The following is a 13,761-nucleotide window of genomic DNA, read 5'->3' on the forward strand; positions in this document are numbered from 1 at the left end:
ATCCAAACCACACAACTAAGGAGAAGAAATGGATGCATCCATGGTCTGCGTTCGCGCAGCTTTTATCGCCGCAACCGCGATCGCTTTGGCGGCCTGCAGTGGCGGACCGAGCGAGTCGGATGTGCGCGACGCGATGATCAAACAAGCCGAAGCCAGTGGCGTCAGGATGGTCGCGCCGGATTACAAAGAGACGATCGCCAAGGTCAAGCTCGTCGGTTGCGAGAAAGCCGAGCGTGGAGGCTTCGATTGCGACGTCTCGACTGCCCAAGGCGCCGTGGCGAATGCTCGCTTCGTGAAAACCGACGCCGGCTGGTCAGTCGCCAACTGAACAGGACCGACCGTCGATCGGCCAAGACATGACATCAGTCTACGCCGGTCGACGGCCACATGGAGAAGAGCATATGGCTTTGTTGCTTCGAGTTGTCTGGGGATGCCTGATCACGGCGGTGTCGTTGAGCGCCGTCGGCGAGGTCTTTTTGGGCCTGTTTGGAAACGTCCTGGTGTCGAGAGTGGTCTTTATCGCCGCGGTGGGATTCGGTCCAATTTTATTTCCGCTGGGGAGCTTGAAGCTCCTATGCTTTTTCTGGGGATTCCTCGGGTCCTTTTATCTGCTTGGACGCTATCCCCCAGCGGGGGGGATGGCTTATCTTCTCGCAGCCTGGGGACCGCTGATCGCAGTCGCAGCCGCAGACGGATGGAGTCGGGGCCGTCGCGACATGGGGTTTAGCAAGGGAGAGTCGGTGCTGCGCGACACAAGCGGCCGCATGGCGGACTGGACGTTCACGGCGGATGGTTTGGAGATCGCGGTGGATTTGACCGCTGGCGAATTGCGGGTTCGCGCCAGACGCGCGCACTGGTCCGACGCCTCCTCGAGCTTCAACGAGGGGCCAGTGACTCTGATCCGCCCCTTGCTGGAATGTTCCGTGGCGTTCAGCAAAGTCGTGAAAACAGAACATCGCGGCACGCTGGTCAACGTCTACGGCAGGACCTACAGCGGAGAATCCATTTCCATGCCAGTGCCCCAGCCGGGGCATTCGATCGAATACGCAACCGGCGAAATGCGCGTCGTCATCGACCATCGCTCGACCGAGTGGAGGGTCGCGCAAGACTACGTGTTGAGATGGGGCGATGGCTCTCTGCGCTATCACGGTCGCGTTGAGCGAACGCCTGGCGCGCGCAATATCTCGGTGGAGCTTGGCCCCCTTCCCAAGGATGTCTCTGCCAAGTTGCTGGCGCAATGGGAGAGCTCGGCAACGCCGAAGATCGCTGCGCTTGAAGCCGTTTTCAAATCCAGCTTGCTCGCCAAAGCCGAGACCGTCTCCGTCGACAAATTTTTGCTCGACGAGAAGGCGAGAGCTGGCGTTTAGGGGCGAAGCGGCCGGTGGCGCTCCGTCGCTAGCGGGTCACGGTCGAGGCAGCGGCTTGGATCGGGCGTGGCGTCTTGCATGGGCATCTGCCGTTTGATCCGCGGCCGAAAGGTGGGGAGGCAAGCCCGGGCCATCGGCGAAGCGCTGCAACGCAGCCCACAGAGCCTCAGGGCCGTGTAGTCGGCATGCCTGCGACGCGGGGCGACGCGATGGCTAGCGGTTGTTCATACGTTTTTTTGATATACACCTGACGCACCTTTCCGCGGTGCGGGCGCGGTGCGCGATTGGACTCGCGCTGGTTAACCATGATGTCAAGGTGTATGATTGATAACGTTTTTAGTCATCGTAGTGCCTTGAGATATCAGGGCTTGAACGCATGTTGTGCTTGCCAAGGAAGATCAGCCGCCTCGCCCTTCATCTGGCGATCGGGAAGCACAGGTTGACAACAGGTAGGAAGTGAGGGATCATGGCTGGAAAGGGGAAAAAGTCACTGTCGGTGTCCAAGTTAGAGCGCTATGCGCCTGATGACGTTCAAATCAAAGGCAAGTTGGGCGGAGGGGTCCTCAAAGAATTGGTTGTCAGAAAATTGCCGTCGAGAGAAGTTGTCCACTACGCGCTGGCATACATCAACCCCGTCATTCACGCTGGCGACAATGGAAGGGTCTTGGGGTATGACAACAGCCACGGTCACTCGCATAAACACTATTTCGGCACGATCACTCCTGAGGAGTTCACGAGCTATGAAGAACTCTACAAGAAATTTCAGGAAGAATGGATGAACGTCGCCATGCGGCATGTGAATGGAGGAAAATTACCATGAGCGAGAAAACTACGCGAGATGACTTTTCAAGCGAGAAAATTACGCGAGATGACTTTTTAAATGATCCCGAACTCCAAGACCTGACACGGAAAGGGATAGAGGTGGCGAAGGCGCTGGACGCCAGCGCGCCCAGCTTGCCCTATGCCGTCACTTTCAATAGCGTGGAATTCGCGACTTTCATTTCTGAATTGACGCCAAAGCGTTTTGAGCTCTTGCGCTTGGCGTTCAAGAAGACGCACTCAATCTCGGAACTGGCCAATGCCGTCAGTCGAGAGCATAGCGCCGTGTCCAAAGATATTGGGCGATTGAAAAAGCTGGGTTTGGTCAAAGTTGAGGAAGTGAGCAACGCTGGGCATGGACGAAAGAAAATCGTGATCCCAGTTGCCGAGGCGATATCAATCAACGCTAGTTTGATTGGCTAAAACTTAGCCCTTTCAAGGGAGCGGCTTGCACAGACCAATGTCGTCGCCCACTACGTTTGCGTTTGCTTCTTTGATCAGAATCAAAGACCGACTTATTCGACATTGGAACTCCGTAGAGTTGGCGTGCCTGTTTGCTGTGCGGCGCGGGCGCGGTGCCCAGCCTATTAGGCTGGAGTAGTCGCCTTCGGCGGCGCAGCCGCGCTTCCCGCGTTTGCTTTGCACTGGCGCGCCATATCCAGCGCGTCGTGGAACGGCCTGACCAATGTGCCGTTCAATTCGGCATGCTGCTGCATGACTGATTGCTTGTCCGCCTCGGACAGCGCGTCATTGAATTCCAACCAGGAGAGCAGATGGGGCGTGGTTTGGGTAAGATTGTGGCCCGCTTCTCGGGACAGTTTGGCTGCTTTACGGTCATCGGTGATAACAGCCTGATAGAGCCTCATGGCCAGCGCGATCGAGGATAGCTCCCCCTTGCCAAGCTTTTTGCGCTCTTCCAACGCGCTCACCATGCGAAGGTCATCAAGTGTGCAAGCGTGGCTAGGGAATCCTCCCGCCGCCTGCTCTCGTTCGAGACGAGCGCGCAGCTCAACGTCGCAAGCTTTGCGCTGAGACCGAGGTTTGACCAAAAGCTCATACTGCACGACGCCGGTGACGCAAAAAGAGCAGCCAGCTTTCTTGGCGGCCAAGTGCAAAGTTTCCGATGACAGGATGTTCCAAACCGCGCACGTGTCGGCGACGTTCACGCGGTGAAAATTGGATGGATCAATGGCCATTCAACGATCTTCCATAAAGCGCCGCGACTTCTTGAAGCTCGCCATGGCTGAGGAGCAGGGCCTCGGCCAACCGTCCCGCGCTGATCAATCCATTCCGATGGGCGTCGAAGCACAGCGCGACATAGTGATCCGATAGCCCCAAGTCAAGCAGCGTGGACTTTTGCCGACGCTGCGTTTCGCTCAATGACGCTGGGATCTCAGGATCGACTTTGTCGGCCGCCGCGACCCGAAGGTCGCGAATGCGACGGCTCTGCTGGTTGTCCACGATTCGGGCTCTTTGCGCCGCCACACCGAGCGCGTCGCAGCTTACCTTGAAATGGTTGGCCCACCGCTTGATCTCGTCATCGCTCAATGCGGACAATTTGGGAAGCTGTCGAAGAAGATGAGTAGGCATGAGGTATTCGGAAGCGAAGGCGTTTGCATGCCGCTCCAGTGGATTAGATCCTTCCGAGCGCAAGGAGACGCGCGCGACAGTGCCGGCGTCGAACAGCGCATGGGCTAACTCGTGAGCCGCGCTAAATCGTTGACGATACATGTCCTCGCTGGAGTTCACCAACACGCACTTTCCAGCCACCGGATGGACAATGAACAGGCCAGAAATGTTGGAGTCGCCTAGGCGCCTACGGAAAACATGAATGCCGAGTCGCCGGCAGTCGCCAAACACGTCATAAGGGAGCTCTTGTCCCCGGTGGCCAAGGTGGGCGCGCACGGCGGCGACGCCTTCGGCGGCGGAGCGTTTGACGTGGGTGGCAGGGGGGAGCTCGAATGGCTTGGGGAGCCTACCAAGCTCATTGGCCAACTCATGCTCAGTTTCGCACAAGTAGAGAAAGTCGCAGATAGCGCGGCGATCGTCTTTGTTGAAGTCCTCATTCTTGGCGCGATACAGAGCTTGCGCCGGCGGAGAACCCGCTGCTGCGTCGTTGGAGAGAAAGACTTTGTAGTCGCACCGAAAGTAGTCGCTCAGGATGAGAATCTCATCGCCGGTAGGCTCGCACTTGCCCGCCTCGATGGCCGCGATCCGCTCGCCAGCGACTCCCGTAGCGATGGCGACTTCGTCGACGGTATCGCTGAGCTGCTGGCGATATGCGGCGACCTTGCTACCTAAGATTGCGAGATTCAGGCTCATACCGAGCAATTTTAGATATTAAAGTGTCAATGGTCAATTTTGAGTTGAAACTGATGTCTCTTTTTTAGAACGGGACATGCCGCATTCTTCGCGCGGATATCGCGCAGCCGCGCGACATAAAATTCTCGATCGTTATTCCAGTGTGAACGTCGCAAGAACCTCGCCCACCTTCGCGCCGTCATGGATTGCTCGCGCCGAAATGGCCCAGCCCTCGCGAGATCGGCTGCAAACGAGAATGAGAACTTCGCCCATTTCGATTTGCGAAATTGGCGCATGGTTTGGAGCCGGCCCGACGTAAACCGTGGTGGGCGAGGGCTGAGGCTGCTTCGAGCCGCCGGAGTCGTCCACCCGTTGAATCTCAAATTCCCACATGGCGGCCTTTGAGGCCAAGCCAGCCGACCTTTTGGCGATCCACCTGGCTTTGGCGAGCACCCATGCGCGCCATGGCTCAGCTTGGCGATCGAGCCAAGATTTTAGGGGCATCGGAGCGTCCAGCTCAATGGCCGGGACGCCGTCGCGCAACATGGCAGCCGAAGAGATGGCCGACCGAAGCTCCGCGCAGTCGGCGGCTACGCCCGCGAGCTGCGCCCGGATGCTGGCCCAGTCTTCCGAAGCGCTGGCGAAAACTTGGGTCGCGTTCCGGAGTTCGTCGACCAGGGGCGGCACGTCGCGCTCCGGCGAACATCTGGTCTCGTCGTCTGGCTCGAGAATGCTGGCGACGATGGCCCGCTCAATCGCTAGATCCAAAGCCCCGGTCGGCGACAGATTTTCTTCGCCGTGGTCGAACAAGGCGCGCAGCTTCCGCTTGCGTTCGACCGTCAGGCGCAACGTCACAGCCTCGCGCGCCCACGCTGCTTCGATGTCCGCCAGCCACGAGGCGGAATCGACCGCGGGCGCATAAGGGGCCATGGCTGCCGCGCGCGTTGACGGGACAGGCGCCACACTCGGATTGCTTCGTTTCTGTTTCATGACATGTCCTTAAACACTTCAAAAGGCGAGTTGGGCTTCGACGTTTCTGATCTCGAACACATCGCGAGCCAAAACCAGGGTCAAGATTGCTTACCGCTCAGGCTCCGCCTCGTGATCGCGTGCAGCACTGGCTGAAAGCGCTGCCAAAAAGCGCGCGGCAGCGTGGGGCGTGACATTGGCCGCTGGAATGCGCGAAGACGCGCTGTTTTCGGCTTGCGCGGCCCAATCCAATGCGGTCCCCTTGCCGCGGCTCTTGGACATGCCAAAAGCGAGCTTTTCAAGCAAGGCAGAGCGATCCCCCACGCCGGGGGCTGGCGCCGGCGTCTGATGGGAGTCGATGTCGATCGGAGCGAGCGCGCCGCGGTTGACGTAGAGCGTCGTCGAAAATCGCGATCGGCTGGCGGCGACATAGGTCCACTCGCGGTCGGCCATCGACGGGTTGACGAGGACATATGCGGCATCGAACGTGCGGCCCTGGCTCTTGTGGTTGGTCAAGCAGTATCCGTGGTCGAATCGGCCAAACGAGGGCGGGACCATGGCGATGGTTTCGCCGCGCTCGTTGGCGTCGTCGAGCTGGACGCGCAGCAGTGGGGTGTATGCGGCTTGTTCGATCGCCAGGATCGTGCCGGCGACACCGTTGGCCACGCCCAGATTCTTGTCGTTCTTGGTGAACACCACGCGGTCGCCCGGCGCGAAGCGCTTGAACTCTCGCGTCTCGTCGCGGTGCATGATCTCGATATCCAAGCCCACGCCGTCGCGGACGTGGCCGGCGGATATTAGCAGCGCGCGGGCCATCGCGTTGAGCTCGCGGACCTCCGCGCGCGTGCCGGCGATCATGGTTTTCGACGGCAGCGCCGCCTTGTCGGCAGCCCAGTCGGATATCAGCGCGTCGACCGTGGCCCAGTGGCCGGATATCAGCTTCAAGCGGCCACGCTCGTCGAGCGCCGACAGCGCGTCTTTGGCCTCGCCAGTGGCGAACGCGCGCACCACGTCGCGCAGCCAACGGTGGTCGTAGCGCTCGCGCCACCTGGCAAACGCCCTGGCCAGCTTGGGCAGGATGGAGCAAAGCGACTCCAAGGCTCCAAGCTTGGCATCCTCGGGCAAGGTCCGCAGCGCGGCGGCGGCTCGCTTGGTCAGATCTCCGCGCAAGCGCAGCCAATCGAGCAGGGGCGCAAAGTCGGTGCGCTGGCGTTGGATGTTCGATATCTCGATCTTGCCGTGGCGCTCGCACAGCGCTCGAAAGATGCCGCCGGCGGCGATCGGTTGGAGCTGTTTGGCGTCGCCGACGGCGACCAGTTTGCCGCCGGCATTGAGCACGGCCCGCTGCAGCAGATAGAAATCCTTCGAGCCGACCATTCCGGCCTCGTCGAGCACCATGATCGTCTTGTCGCTCAGCTTCGCTTTGCCTTGGTTCACGGCGTGCAGGAGGCTTGCGATGGTGCGCGAGCGGATGCCGGTCTCGCGCGCGAGGTTCTGGCTGGCGGCCGCGGACTGGCAGCATCCCAGGACGTCGAAGCCGGAGGTTTTATACGAGTCGCCAAGGGCTTTGAGCATGGTCGTCTTGCCCGTGCCGGCCCAGCCCTCGACGAAGGCGTGACGGCCCGTCTCGCAAGCCACATGCAGCGCCGCGGCGCGCTGCTGGACAAGCGAAGCCGGAGCGCCGATCTTGGCGGATATCTCCGCTTCGAGCCGGTCGAATTCGAGATCGATTGCGGCGCGGCTCAAACGGTGCGCAGCGTCTCCGGCCCATCGCTCGACGGCCTCCGAGCACTCGGTCTCCGCGGCGAGGGTGGCGGTGGAGGTGAAGACCTCCGCGAGCTGCTCGGTGCGCCCCAGCTGAACCACGAGGGGCGAAGCCAAGAAGTTGTCCAGTTCAGCGACGCATTGCGCCGCGTCCCAGTGGCCCATGGCCATCTCGCAGATGAGGGCCAGCGCGTCCGACGAGGTCGCGCACGACTGCGACTCCATGAGGCGGTCCATCAAGTCACGGTGGTCGATTTGGAAGGGCTCTCGCGCGTCGCTTTGCGCCTTACTTTGGCCCTCGGTTGCACTGGCTGGATAAGCGTCGCGCGACGACCCAGACGAACCGCTGGCAAGGCTGGGCAAGTCGGAGCCAAGGCCAGGCGAGGGCAGCGGCATTCTCATCGCCGCGACGCTTTGCGGCGTCAGCCCGATGGCGGCCGCCTGTTCGGAGAAGCTGGCCAGAAGTTCCGGCAGGGGCGGCTCCGCTTTCGCTCGGCGGGTGTTGAGGGCGGCGACTTCTCGCGCGGCGGCGCCGTCGACGCCCAGCATGCCGCCCTCGCGGACATATTCGGCGATTTGCTTTGAGCGCGACGACAGCGCGTCGCGCTGCGCTTGATCGATGCCGCGCAAGGTGAAGTATTTGCCCTCAGCCTCGACCTCAAAGCCCAGCGATTTCATGCGGCTGGCAAGCTCCGTCCGGAACAGAATGCCGACGCTCATCTTGCGCTCGAACTGGGCCCGCTGCTCCAACGCGCTCCATTCATCTTGGCCTTCACGTTTGCCCAGGTTGAAGAGAAACCCGTGGACATGGAGCTGCGGTTCACCCGCGCGGCTGGCAAAGTGCGGATAGCAAGCGGCCACGGTGGCCTTGGCGAAACGCTTCTCGGCGCCGGCGCGCCCATGGCGGGTGACGCATTGCGTCTCGACGTGGGACAAGGCGGTCTTGGCGGCTTGCATGACCGCGTCCGCGACGGCGTCGCGGGTGGCGGAGTCGGCGCCGGCGAAGACGGCCGAGACGTCTTTCGGCGCGGAAAACGTCATATCCAATCCCATCACATGATCGGCTCCCGCTCCCTTGACCAGCGCTTCGCCAGTGAGGGGATGAAATCCTTGGGCAAGACGCTCCACTTGCTCGGGCAGGGCGGCGCCGGAAAGGCCCAGCAGCGAAGCGCCGGAGCAGGCCCAAGTGGGCTGGGGGCCAGCTTGCTTGGCGTCGCCGCGGGCATAGTCGTCGAAGTCGCCGCGTTGTTTCGTGGACGTCGATGGCCCGCCCAGGTAATGCAGATATCCGCCAGCGTCGCCGCGCTTGGCTTGATTGGAGGCGGAGTTAATCTTCGTGATCGACAGCATGGCTCAGGCGCCGCCGCCAAAAAGCGCTTCGAACTCGTCACTGATGGAACTCGGCGTAAGGACGAGGTTCGCGGCAGGCGATGACTGCGATTGGCAAGCGGCTTCCAGAAGGGACTCGACGTAGGCCGATCGGGACAGTCCCAAGGGAGCCCTTGCCGCGTCCAGCCTGGCGAGCGAACCAGGGCGCAGCCTCAGCAGCGCATGTTCATGGTCATTTTTGCTTTTGACGTATGACGCTTTGGACGCCTGCCGCTTTCGCTGGATGTCCGAGACCGATTTTTCTTCGCGCATGGATGCCTCCTCGAAGAGGCATTGCTGGCGAGCGATCCGCTCCGCCGAACGAAAACCCCGCCGAAGCGGGGAAGAGTTCAGTCAAAGAGGCCAATCAGTTCGTCTTCTCGCAGGTGAGAATATCGCACAAACGCATCGTAGGACTTATGTCCAACGATTTCCATCACAGCCCTGACGGGAACATCTGGATAATTAATGATCATTTTGCTGATCGATTCATGCCTGAGATCGTGAAACCTGAAGTTCTGAACTCCGGCCTGCCTCGCCATCCGGCGAAAAATTACAGAGACCGATCGAGGCGTAGGAAAAACCCAGAAAATTCGTGTTTCATCATCCCTGCTCAGCAATCTCAGCTTAGTAACTATCGATCGGGCTTTGCTGGAAAGGGGAACCTTGCGCTCCGTCCGCTTTTTAGTGTGCCCAAGCGGGATAGTCCAGATTTGATCGCCTCGTCCAATTTCACCCCACTCGGCAAGGATCAACTCTTGCAGTCGTGCGCCAGTTTCCAAACAAAGGTCGATAAGGCATTTCCAGTGCTCGCTGTGCTCCTTTTGTGCGATTCGATTTATGATTTTATCATACTCGCCGGTTTCAATTCTTCGAGTCCGCTTGACCTCCCATTGCTCGGGAAAACATTCGGTTGAAAACTCATTTTGCGCAGGAGTAACTCGATTTTGTTTCGCCCACCAATTGCATGCCAACTCGAAATAAATGAGATGAGCTTTGATAGTGCTATAGGCGTAAGGTTTGCCGTTGCGTCCATGGTGACGCATTTGGGACACGTAGCGTTCGACCCAGTCCTCGTTAGCGCTTGCGATATCCACGTCGCCAACAAGTTCAGCAGCGCGCACTAATGCATCTTTTCCTCGGGGGGAGCATTTTGGGGACTCACGGAAGGCGGCGATGACGTCGGACAGTTTTGCCCGTTCATAGGTTCGTTGGCCACCGATTTTCGCCGCTTGAGCCAGCTTGTATTTGGCTTCTGAGTTCAATGCTTTGCGAGCGGCGACTCGGATTTCTGAAATGAATTTTTCAGCGTCTTCTTTGGTGTCAAACGTTGCGGTTCGTCGTGGGGTGCCGCGAACTCGAGCATCTGCTGCAAATTTTATTGCGCCATTGGCAAGGATTATTTTTTTGATTCCCATGGGATCTCCGATTGAAGTGAATGGTTTTGAGTCGGAGGCAACTTGCTGACAAGCGGGTTTGCATCGCCACAAAAACGATGAAAGGCAGTCAAATTTTTTGATCCAATGTGGCGCTCAGATTCGCGGTGCGTATTCCAACTCGAATACAATGAAAGCGCTAACGGTCTGCTAGCACAAGGCTTAGTTTTTTTACTTATCTGAACAGAGCTATCAAGCGCACTCGCATTCATGGTGGAGGAGTGTGTTGACTTATTCGAGGAATTTATAGGAAAATTAATGTTATGGCTGTCATAACTTTATTTTATATGATGCTATATATGTGCTTTTGATTTTTTTTACTTGGCAGAACGAGCATTCTGCGGAAAACGCGCTGCGTTTCGCGCGGTTAAACTGGCCGACGAGCGGCACGAAAAGCGTCGTTTTTTCCGCTCGTCCCGGACCAAATCATCAGGCGCGCTCGTCGAACCACCAGCGATAGATGTCGCTCGCGGCGTCTTCCATGAGCGGGCCCCACTCGGGCTCGAAGCGAGCCTCGACTTCGAGCGTCTTCTCCAAATCATAGCCATGCTCATGCTCAAAGAAGCGCCCCTGCAGGGCGTCGCAGCGGACGCAGCCGTTGGAGAGGTAGGAGCCGCCCTCGGTGCGGCTGTGGCGCGGGCGCAGTTCGCCGATACCATGGGACTTCAACAAAGAGGCCGGAAGAATGCGGGCGACGACGCTGGCGCCATCTTTCAAGTTGTCCCCGAACGAATGGAGGTTGAGTTCGATGTCGGCGCATCCCGGCAGGACGCGGCTGGCGGCGAACGTGAGGCCCAGGACGAGGCGCGTGTCCTCTTTGCACTTCCAGCAAACGGTCGTTTCAGTGAGGACCTCGACGGGCATCGTCTGCCCAAGCGCCGGGGCGAAGCGCAGGCGTCCAGTCAGCGCGCCTTCGACGAAGCGCGAGAGCTCGACGGATTGGCGCCAATAGCGCGGCTCGTCCTTGTCCTTGGCGCTCATCCACTCGTTGTGGGACGGGGAGGGCAACTGGGCCATGAAGCGCGACGCTTCCTCATCGAAGACCAGGCGGAACGCGGGGACCTCCTTCTCGATCGGGAAGGCATGTTGGCGGAAGAACCATAGCGCGCGCACGCTCGAGGCCGCGTAGCGCTGATGCCTGCGCCTTGTCTCCGGGTTCTCCTGCCGGCTCCATTGGACCTCGAAGGCCACTTGGCGATGCTCATTGGTAGCGAGAACGTCCGCGATCCAAGGCTCGCCGTCCTGTGAGCATCCGGCGTGCTCGGCGACCGCCTCCCAGTCCGTCTGACGAACGCCCTCGACGATCGTTCGCTTCGCAAGCAAGTGCTCGGCCGATTCCGGCGCCGTCGCGCAAGGGCCGCGGCGCGCATGCGCGAAGTGCTTGGTCCCCAGCGCGCTGGTTCGAAGCGTGACGCCGGCGCCGCAGCACGGCATCCGGAGGTTCTTCTCCCGCGCGTTCTCGCGGCGCAGCGCCTCCCACGCTTCCTCGGACTCGAAGTCGAAAGCCATGAGGGGTTGGTCGTCGCGATGGCATTTGAGAGGCATGGGTTGGCGCGGGCAAAGAGGAAAGAAGGACGAAATCGTTTAGCAGCGGTTCAGGCTACCCAGAAGAGTCGTCGATGTCAAAGTCGCGTCCCAGGTCTCAACGCCGCAAACTGATTTCGCTGAGGCTGTCATGGCGGCGCGGGGCGCCGTCGCTATTCCGGCGAGGCCCATGGGCCTGCCGCAGTCGTTGGGTTTTTTGGGCCATCAGGCAGCCAGCGGCGCTGCGCGCCGCGCTTCGAGGACACGGCGGACGTCGGCGGCGCCAAAGCGCCGACCACAGGCCGCGGCGTTTCCCTATGGGTTTTGTAGTTCTATTTAAAACCTATGGCTCATAGGGAAATCGGCCAACTCAACGCGGGTTTGCGGCCAATTCAACGCGGGTTTTGAGACAAGTCGGCCAACTCAACGCCGGTTGCGGCCAATTCAACACCGATTCCGGCCAATTCAACGCAGGATTTAAGTGACGAAACCGAGGCAAGTGGAACTGCTTCCACCGTCCCGTAGGGACCAGATCGTGAAGCAAGCGTGAGTCCACGGCCCGCGCCTGCTCGTTGTAAACGGCGATGCGCTGCGCTATGTTGGCCAAGCAGACATAGGAGCGCCGCGATGAGCCGACCCCGAAAAGAAGATCTTTGTTTTGGACAGCTCGTGTTTCTCGAGAGCTTGGAGAGCTCTGAATTTCGCCCTCGGCTCGCTCGCGCCGCGTTAAATCTAGGAGGCTTGCGCGACGAATACCCTATCGACTTGGGCGAGATCGTGCGCCGGTTGCCGTGGCGGGAATGTCAGTCAGTGCTCGCGCTGGCCTCGCTGGCTGCCAGCGCGCCGTTTTCCTGGCCTGAGTCGCAGAAAAAAATGTTGATGGAGTGGGCGGCCTCACCGTTCGCTTAAGTCAGAGTTGCCTTGGTGATCGATGCGGTCTGGCCGTTTGCGTGGTCCTCCGCGTCGGCCATGCGCATCAATTCTCGTTGAGCTTGTTCCAGCGACAGATTGAACACCTCATAGTCGAGAAGGAGCTCGTGCTCAAAACGTGGATTGTGGGCTTCGGCGCTGGCCGCCATGGCCGCGTCCCACACTTTCCTTCTTTCTGTCCGCTGCTTGATTCGTTCTTCGAGCAGCCTCACCTCTTTTTCGTGGCCGCCGGCTGCCTCGAGAAATTGTGACAGCCGCTCGAGAAATTTCGAGTTTATCCCCTTGTTCAAATGCAGCTCTCGAAGCTCTTTTTCGATCAGAGACGAGTCCGCGAGTTCAGGAAATTTGTCGCGCAATTTTTGGAATATCTTTGGCCACGCCAGAAGACGGGCGCAATGAAGGGCTGTCATCGACGAGGGAAACCCCGCTTGGCAGGCTGCGTGAATGTAGTGCATGACTCCAAAGGACAGGGCGAAGCTGCCTTGGACTTTCAAACGCTTCAATACCTGGCGTTCACAATCAGTGGATGGAAAATCCATTCGTGCTCCTTGCGCGTGTTTGTCGATGCAGTCCTCATGGCCTGCGCGCCACAGGACCGCTCCGCCCTGTTTTCGTCATCATACTCGAACGCGTATCTCGCAAGGCGGGCTCAGGACCAATCTAGCGCCTCGATCGTTAACGCGGCTGCCCCGTTACGGCGAGGCCCCATAGGGCCTGCCGCAGTCGCTGGGTTTTTGGGCCGTCAGGCAGCTAGCGGCGCTGGCGCCGCGCTTGTTCGACACGGCGGACGTCGGCGGCGCCAAAGCGCCGATCACAGGCCGCGGCGTTTCCCTATGGGTTTTGTAGTTCTATTTAAAACCTATGGCTCATAGGGAAATCGGCCAACTCAACGCGGGTTTGCGGCCAATCCAACGCGGGTTTTGAGACAAGTCGGCCAACTTAACGCGGGTTGCGGCCAATTCAACACCGATTCCGGCCAATTCAACGCAGGTTCTCTGGCGCCGATTTCTCATGCGGGGACAAATCCGAGGCGCTTGGGCATCCGATGACGCAGGTCGCCAACGAGGCCTCTTTCGGCGTCCAAACTTCACGATTTTTCGGTCTGGGAACGACGCAAAAAACAGGCGAGCGCGAGGCTGTCCTGGTGTCTGTGCTCAGACATTTGAATGTTCGCTTCCATGCCTCGGCGTTTGGATTGCCGACTCGTCGACACTTCGCAGTGAAGCGCTGGCAATTTCGACTTGATCGGCCGATCGGACGAAAACGATGACTTCATAGGAGAG

General features: G+C 59.5%; 13 protein-coding genes. 5 read left to right on the forward strand and 8 right to left on the reverse strand.

The window, feature by feature from the left end:
- The first annotated feature begins 28 nt into the window (after positions 1–28).
- The 4 genes from ACZ9AQ_RS13715 (at position 29) to ACZ9AQ_RS13730 (ending at position 2,609) form a co-directional block, all read left to right on the forward strand.
- Positions 29–328 carry a hypothetical protein gene (locus ACZ9AQ_RS13715; RefSeq protein ID WP_429203831.1) on the forward strand — a complete coding sequence of 100 codons (300 nt, stop codon included), beginning with the start codon at positions 29–31 and terminating at the stop codon, positions 326–328.
- Between the two features lie 73 nt (positions 329–401).
- Positions 402–1,367: a hypothetical protein gene (locus ACZ9AQ_RS13720; RefSeq protein ID WP_429203832.1), complete on the forward strand. Its 966-nt coding sequence runs from the start codon at positions 402–404 to the stop codon at positions 1,365–1,367.
- Positions 1,368–1,833: 466 nt separating this feature from the next.
- The gene (locus ACZ9AQ_RS13725; RefSeq protein ID WP_429203834.1) at positions 1,834–2,187 is read left to right on the forward strand and encodes a toxin-antitoxin system TumE family protein; all 354 of its coding nucleotides are present in this window, start codon (positions 1,834–1,836) and stop codon (positions 2,185–2,187) included.
- A complete protein-coding gene (locus ACZ9AQ_RS13730; protein WP_429203836.1) occupies positions 2,184–2,609 on the forward strand; it encodes an HVO_A0114 family putative DNA-binding protein in 426 nt (141 codons plus the stop codon). Before ACZ9AQ_RS13725 ends, ACZ9AQ_RS13730 begins: the two co-directional genes overlap by 4 nt.
- Positions 2,610–2,773: 164 nt before the next feature.
- Here ACZ9AQ_RS13730 and ACZ9AQ_RS13735 read toward each other — a convergent pair whose 3' ends face one another.
- The 7 genes from ACZ9AQ_RS13735 to ACZ9AQ_RS13765 all read right to left on the reverse strand — a co-directional run bounded on the left by ACZ9AQ_RS13735 (position 2,774) and on the right by ACZ9AQ_RS13765 (position 11,533).
- Positions 2,774–3,382 (reverse strand): hypothetical protein, encoded by a 609-nt coding sequence (locus ACZ9AQ_RS13735; RefSeq protein WP_429203838.1) that lies wholly within the window; start codon positions 3,380–3,382, stop codon positions 2,774–2,776.
- Complete coding sequence (locus tag ACZ9AQ_RS13740) at positions 3,372–4,508, reverse strand: helix-turn-helix domain-containing protein (protein ID WP_429203840.1); 1,137 nt, start codon at positions 4,506–4,508, stop codon at positions 3,372–3,374. Before ACZ9AQ_RS13740 ends, ACZ9AQ_RS13735 begins: the two co-directional genes overlap by 11 nt.
- Before the next feature lie 132 nt (positions 4,509–4,640).
- Positions 4,641–5,477, reverse strand: coding sequence for a hypothetical protein (locus ACZ9AQ_RS13745; RefSeq protein WP_429203842.1), 837 nt, complete (start codon positions 5,475–5,477; stop codon positions 4,641–4,643).
- A gap of 90 nt (positions 5,478–5,567) precedes the next feature.
- Positions 5,568–8,570 (reverse strand): MobF family relaxase, encoded by a 3,003-nt coding sequence (mobF, locus tag ACZ9AQ_RS13750; RefSeq protein ID WP_429203844.1) that lies wholly within the window; start codon positions 8,568–8,570, stop codon positions 5,568–5,570.
- Between the two features lie 3 nt (positions 8,571–8,573).
- Positions 8,574–8,861, reverse strand: a complete 288-nt coding sequence (locus ACZ9AQ_RS13755) for a hypothetical protein (RefSeq protein ID WP_429203845.1) — start codon at positions 8,859–8,861, stop codon at positions 8,574–8,576.
- A 77-nt stretch (positions 8,862–8,938) separates the two neighbouring features.
- Positions 8,939–10,006, reverse strand: a complete 1,068-nt coding sequence (locus ACZ9AQ_RS13760; RefSeq protein WP_429203846.1) for a tyrosine-type recombinase/integrase — start codon at positions 10,004–10,006, stop codon at positions 8,939–8,941.
- Between the two features lie 447 nt (positions 10,007–10,453).
- Positions 10,454–11,533, reverse strand: coding sequence for a competence protein CoiA (locus ACZ9AQ_RS13765; RefSeq protein ID WP_429203847.1), 1,080 nt, complete (start codon positions 11,531–11,533; stop codon positions 10,454–10,456).
- Between the two features lie 642 nt (positions 11,534–12,175).
- Here ACZ9AQ_RS13765 and ACZ9AQ_RS13770 point away from each other — a divergent pair.
- A complete protein-coding gene (locus tag ACZ9AQ_RS13770) occupies positions 12,176–12,457 on the forward strand; it encodes a hypothetical protein (protein ID WP_429203848.1) in 282 nt (93 codons plus the stop codon).
- Here ACZ9AQ_RS13770 and ACZ9AQ_RS13775 read toward each other — a convergent pair.
- On the reverse strand, positions 12,454–13,017 hold the full coding sequence (locus ACZ9AQ_RS13775) for a hypothetical protein (RefSeq protein WP_429203849.1): 564 nt from the start codon (positions 13,015–13,017) through the stop codon (positions 12,454–12,456). The two genes, ACZ9AQ_RS13770 and ACZ9AQ_RS13775, sit on opposite strands and share 4 nt — an antisense overlap.
- Positions 13,018–13,761 lie beyond the last annotated feature (744 nt).

The sequence above is a fragment of the Massilia sp. UYP34 genome (assembly GCF_056279385.1).

Bases quoted from the DNA above. Each gene is read 5' to 3' on its own strand.
- ACZ9AQ_RS13715 (WP_429203831.1), top strand. From the start codon at position 29: ATGGATGCATCCATGGTCTGCGTTCGCGCAGCTTTTATCGCCGCAACC.
- ACZ9AQ_RS13720 (WP_429203832.1), top strand. From the start codon at position 402: ATGGCTTTGTTGCTTCGAGTTGTCTGGGGATGCCTGATCACGGCGGTG.
- ACZ9AQ_RS13725 (WP_429203834.1), top strand. From the start codon at position 1,834: ATGGCTGGAAAGGGGAAAAAGTCACTGTCGGTGTCCAAGTTAGAGCGC.
- ACZ9AQ_RS13730 (WP_429203836.1), top strand. From the start codon at position 2,184: ATGAGCGAGAAAACTACGCGAGATGACTTTTCAAGCGAGAAAATTACG.
- ACZ9AQ_RS13735 (WP_429203838.1), bottom strand. From the start codon at position 3,382: ATGGCCATTGATCCATCCAATTTTCACCGCGTGAACGTCGCCGACACG.
- ACZ9AQ_RS13740 (WP_429203840.1), bottom strand. From the start codon at position 4,508: ATGAGCCTGAATCTCGCAATCTTAGGTAGCAAGGTCGCCGCATATCGC.
- ACZ9AQ_RS13745 (WP_429203842.1), bottom strand. From the start codon at position 5,477: ATGAAACAGAAACGAAGCAATCCGAGTGTGGCGCCTGTCCCGTCAACG.
- mobF (WP_429203844.1), bottom strand. From the start codon at position 8,570: ATGCTGTCGATCACGAAGATTAACTCCGCCTCCAATCAAGCCAAGCGC.
- ACZ9AQ_RS13755 (WP_429203845.1), bottom strand. From the start codon at position 8,861: ATGCGCGAAGAAAAATCGGTCTCGGACATCCAGCGAAAGCGGCAGGCG.
- ACZ9AQ_RS13760 (WP_429203846.1), bottom strand. From the start codon at position 10,006: ATGGGAATCAAAAAAATAATCCTTGCCAATGGCGCAATAAAATTTGCA.
- ACZ9AQ_RS13765 (WP_429203847.1), bottom strand. From the start codon at position 11,533: ATGGCTTTCGACTTCGAGTCCGAGGAAGCGTGGGAGGCGCTGCGCCGC.
- ACZ9AQ_RS13770 (WP_429203848.1), top strand. From the start codon at position 12,176: ATGAGCCGACCCCGAAAAGAAGATCTTTGTTTTGGACAGCTCGTGTTT.
- ACZ9AQ_RS13775 (WP_429203849.1), bottom strand. From the start codon at position 13,017: ATGGATTTTCCATCCACTGATTGTGAACGCCAGGTATTGAAGCGTTTG.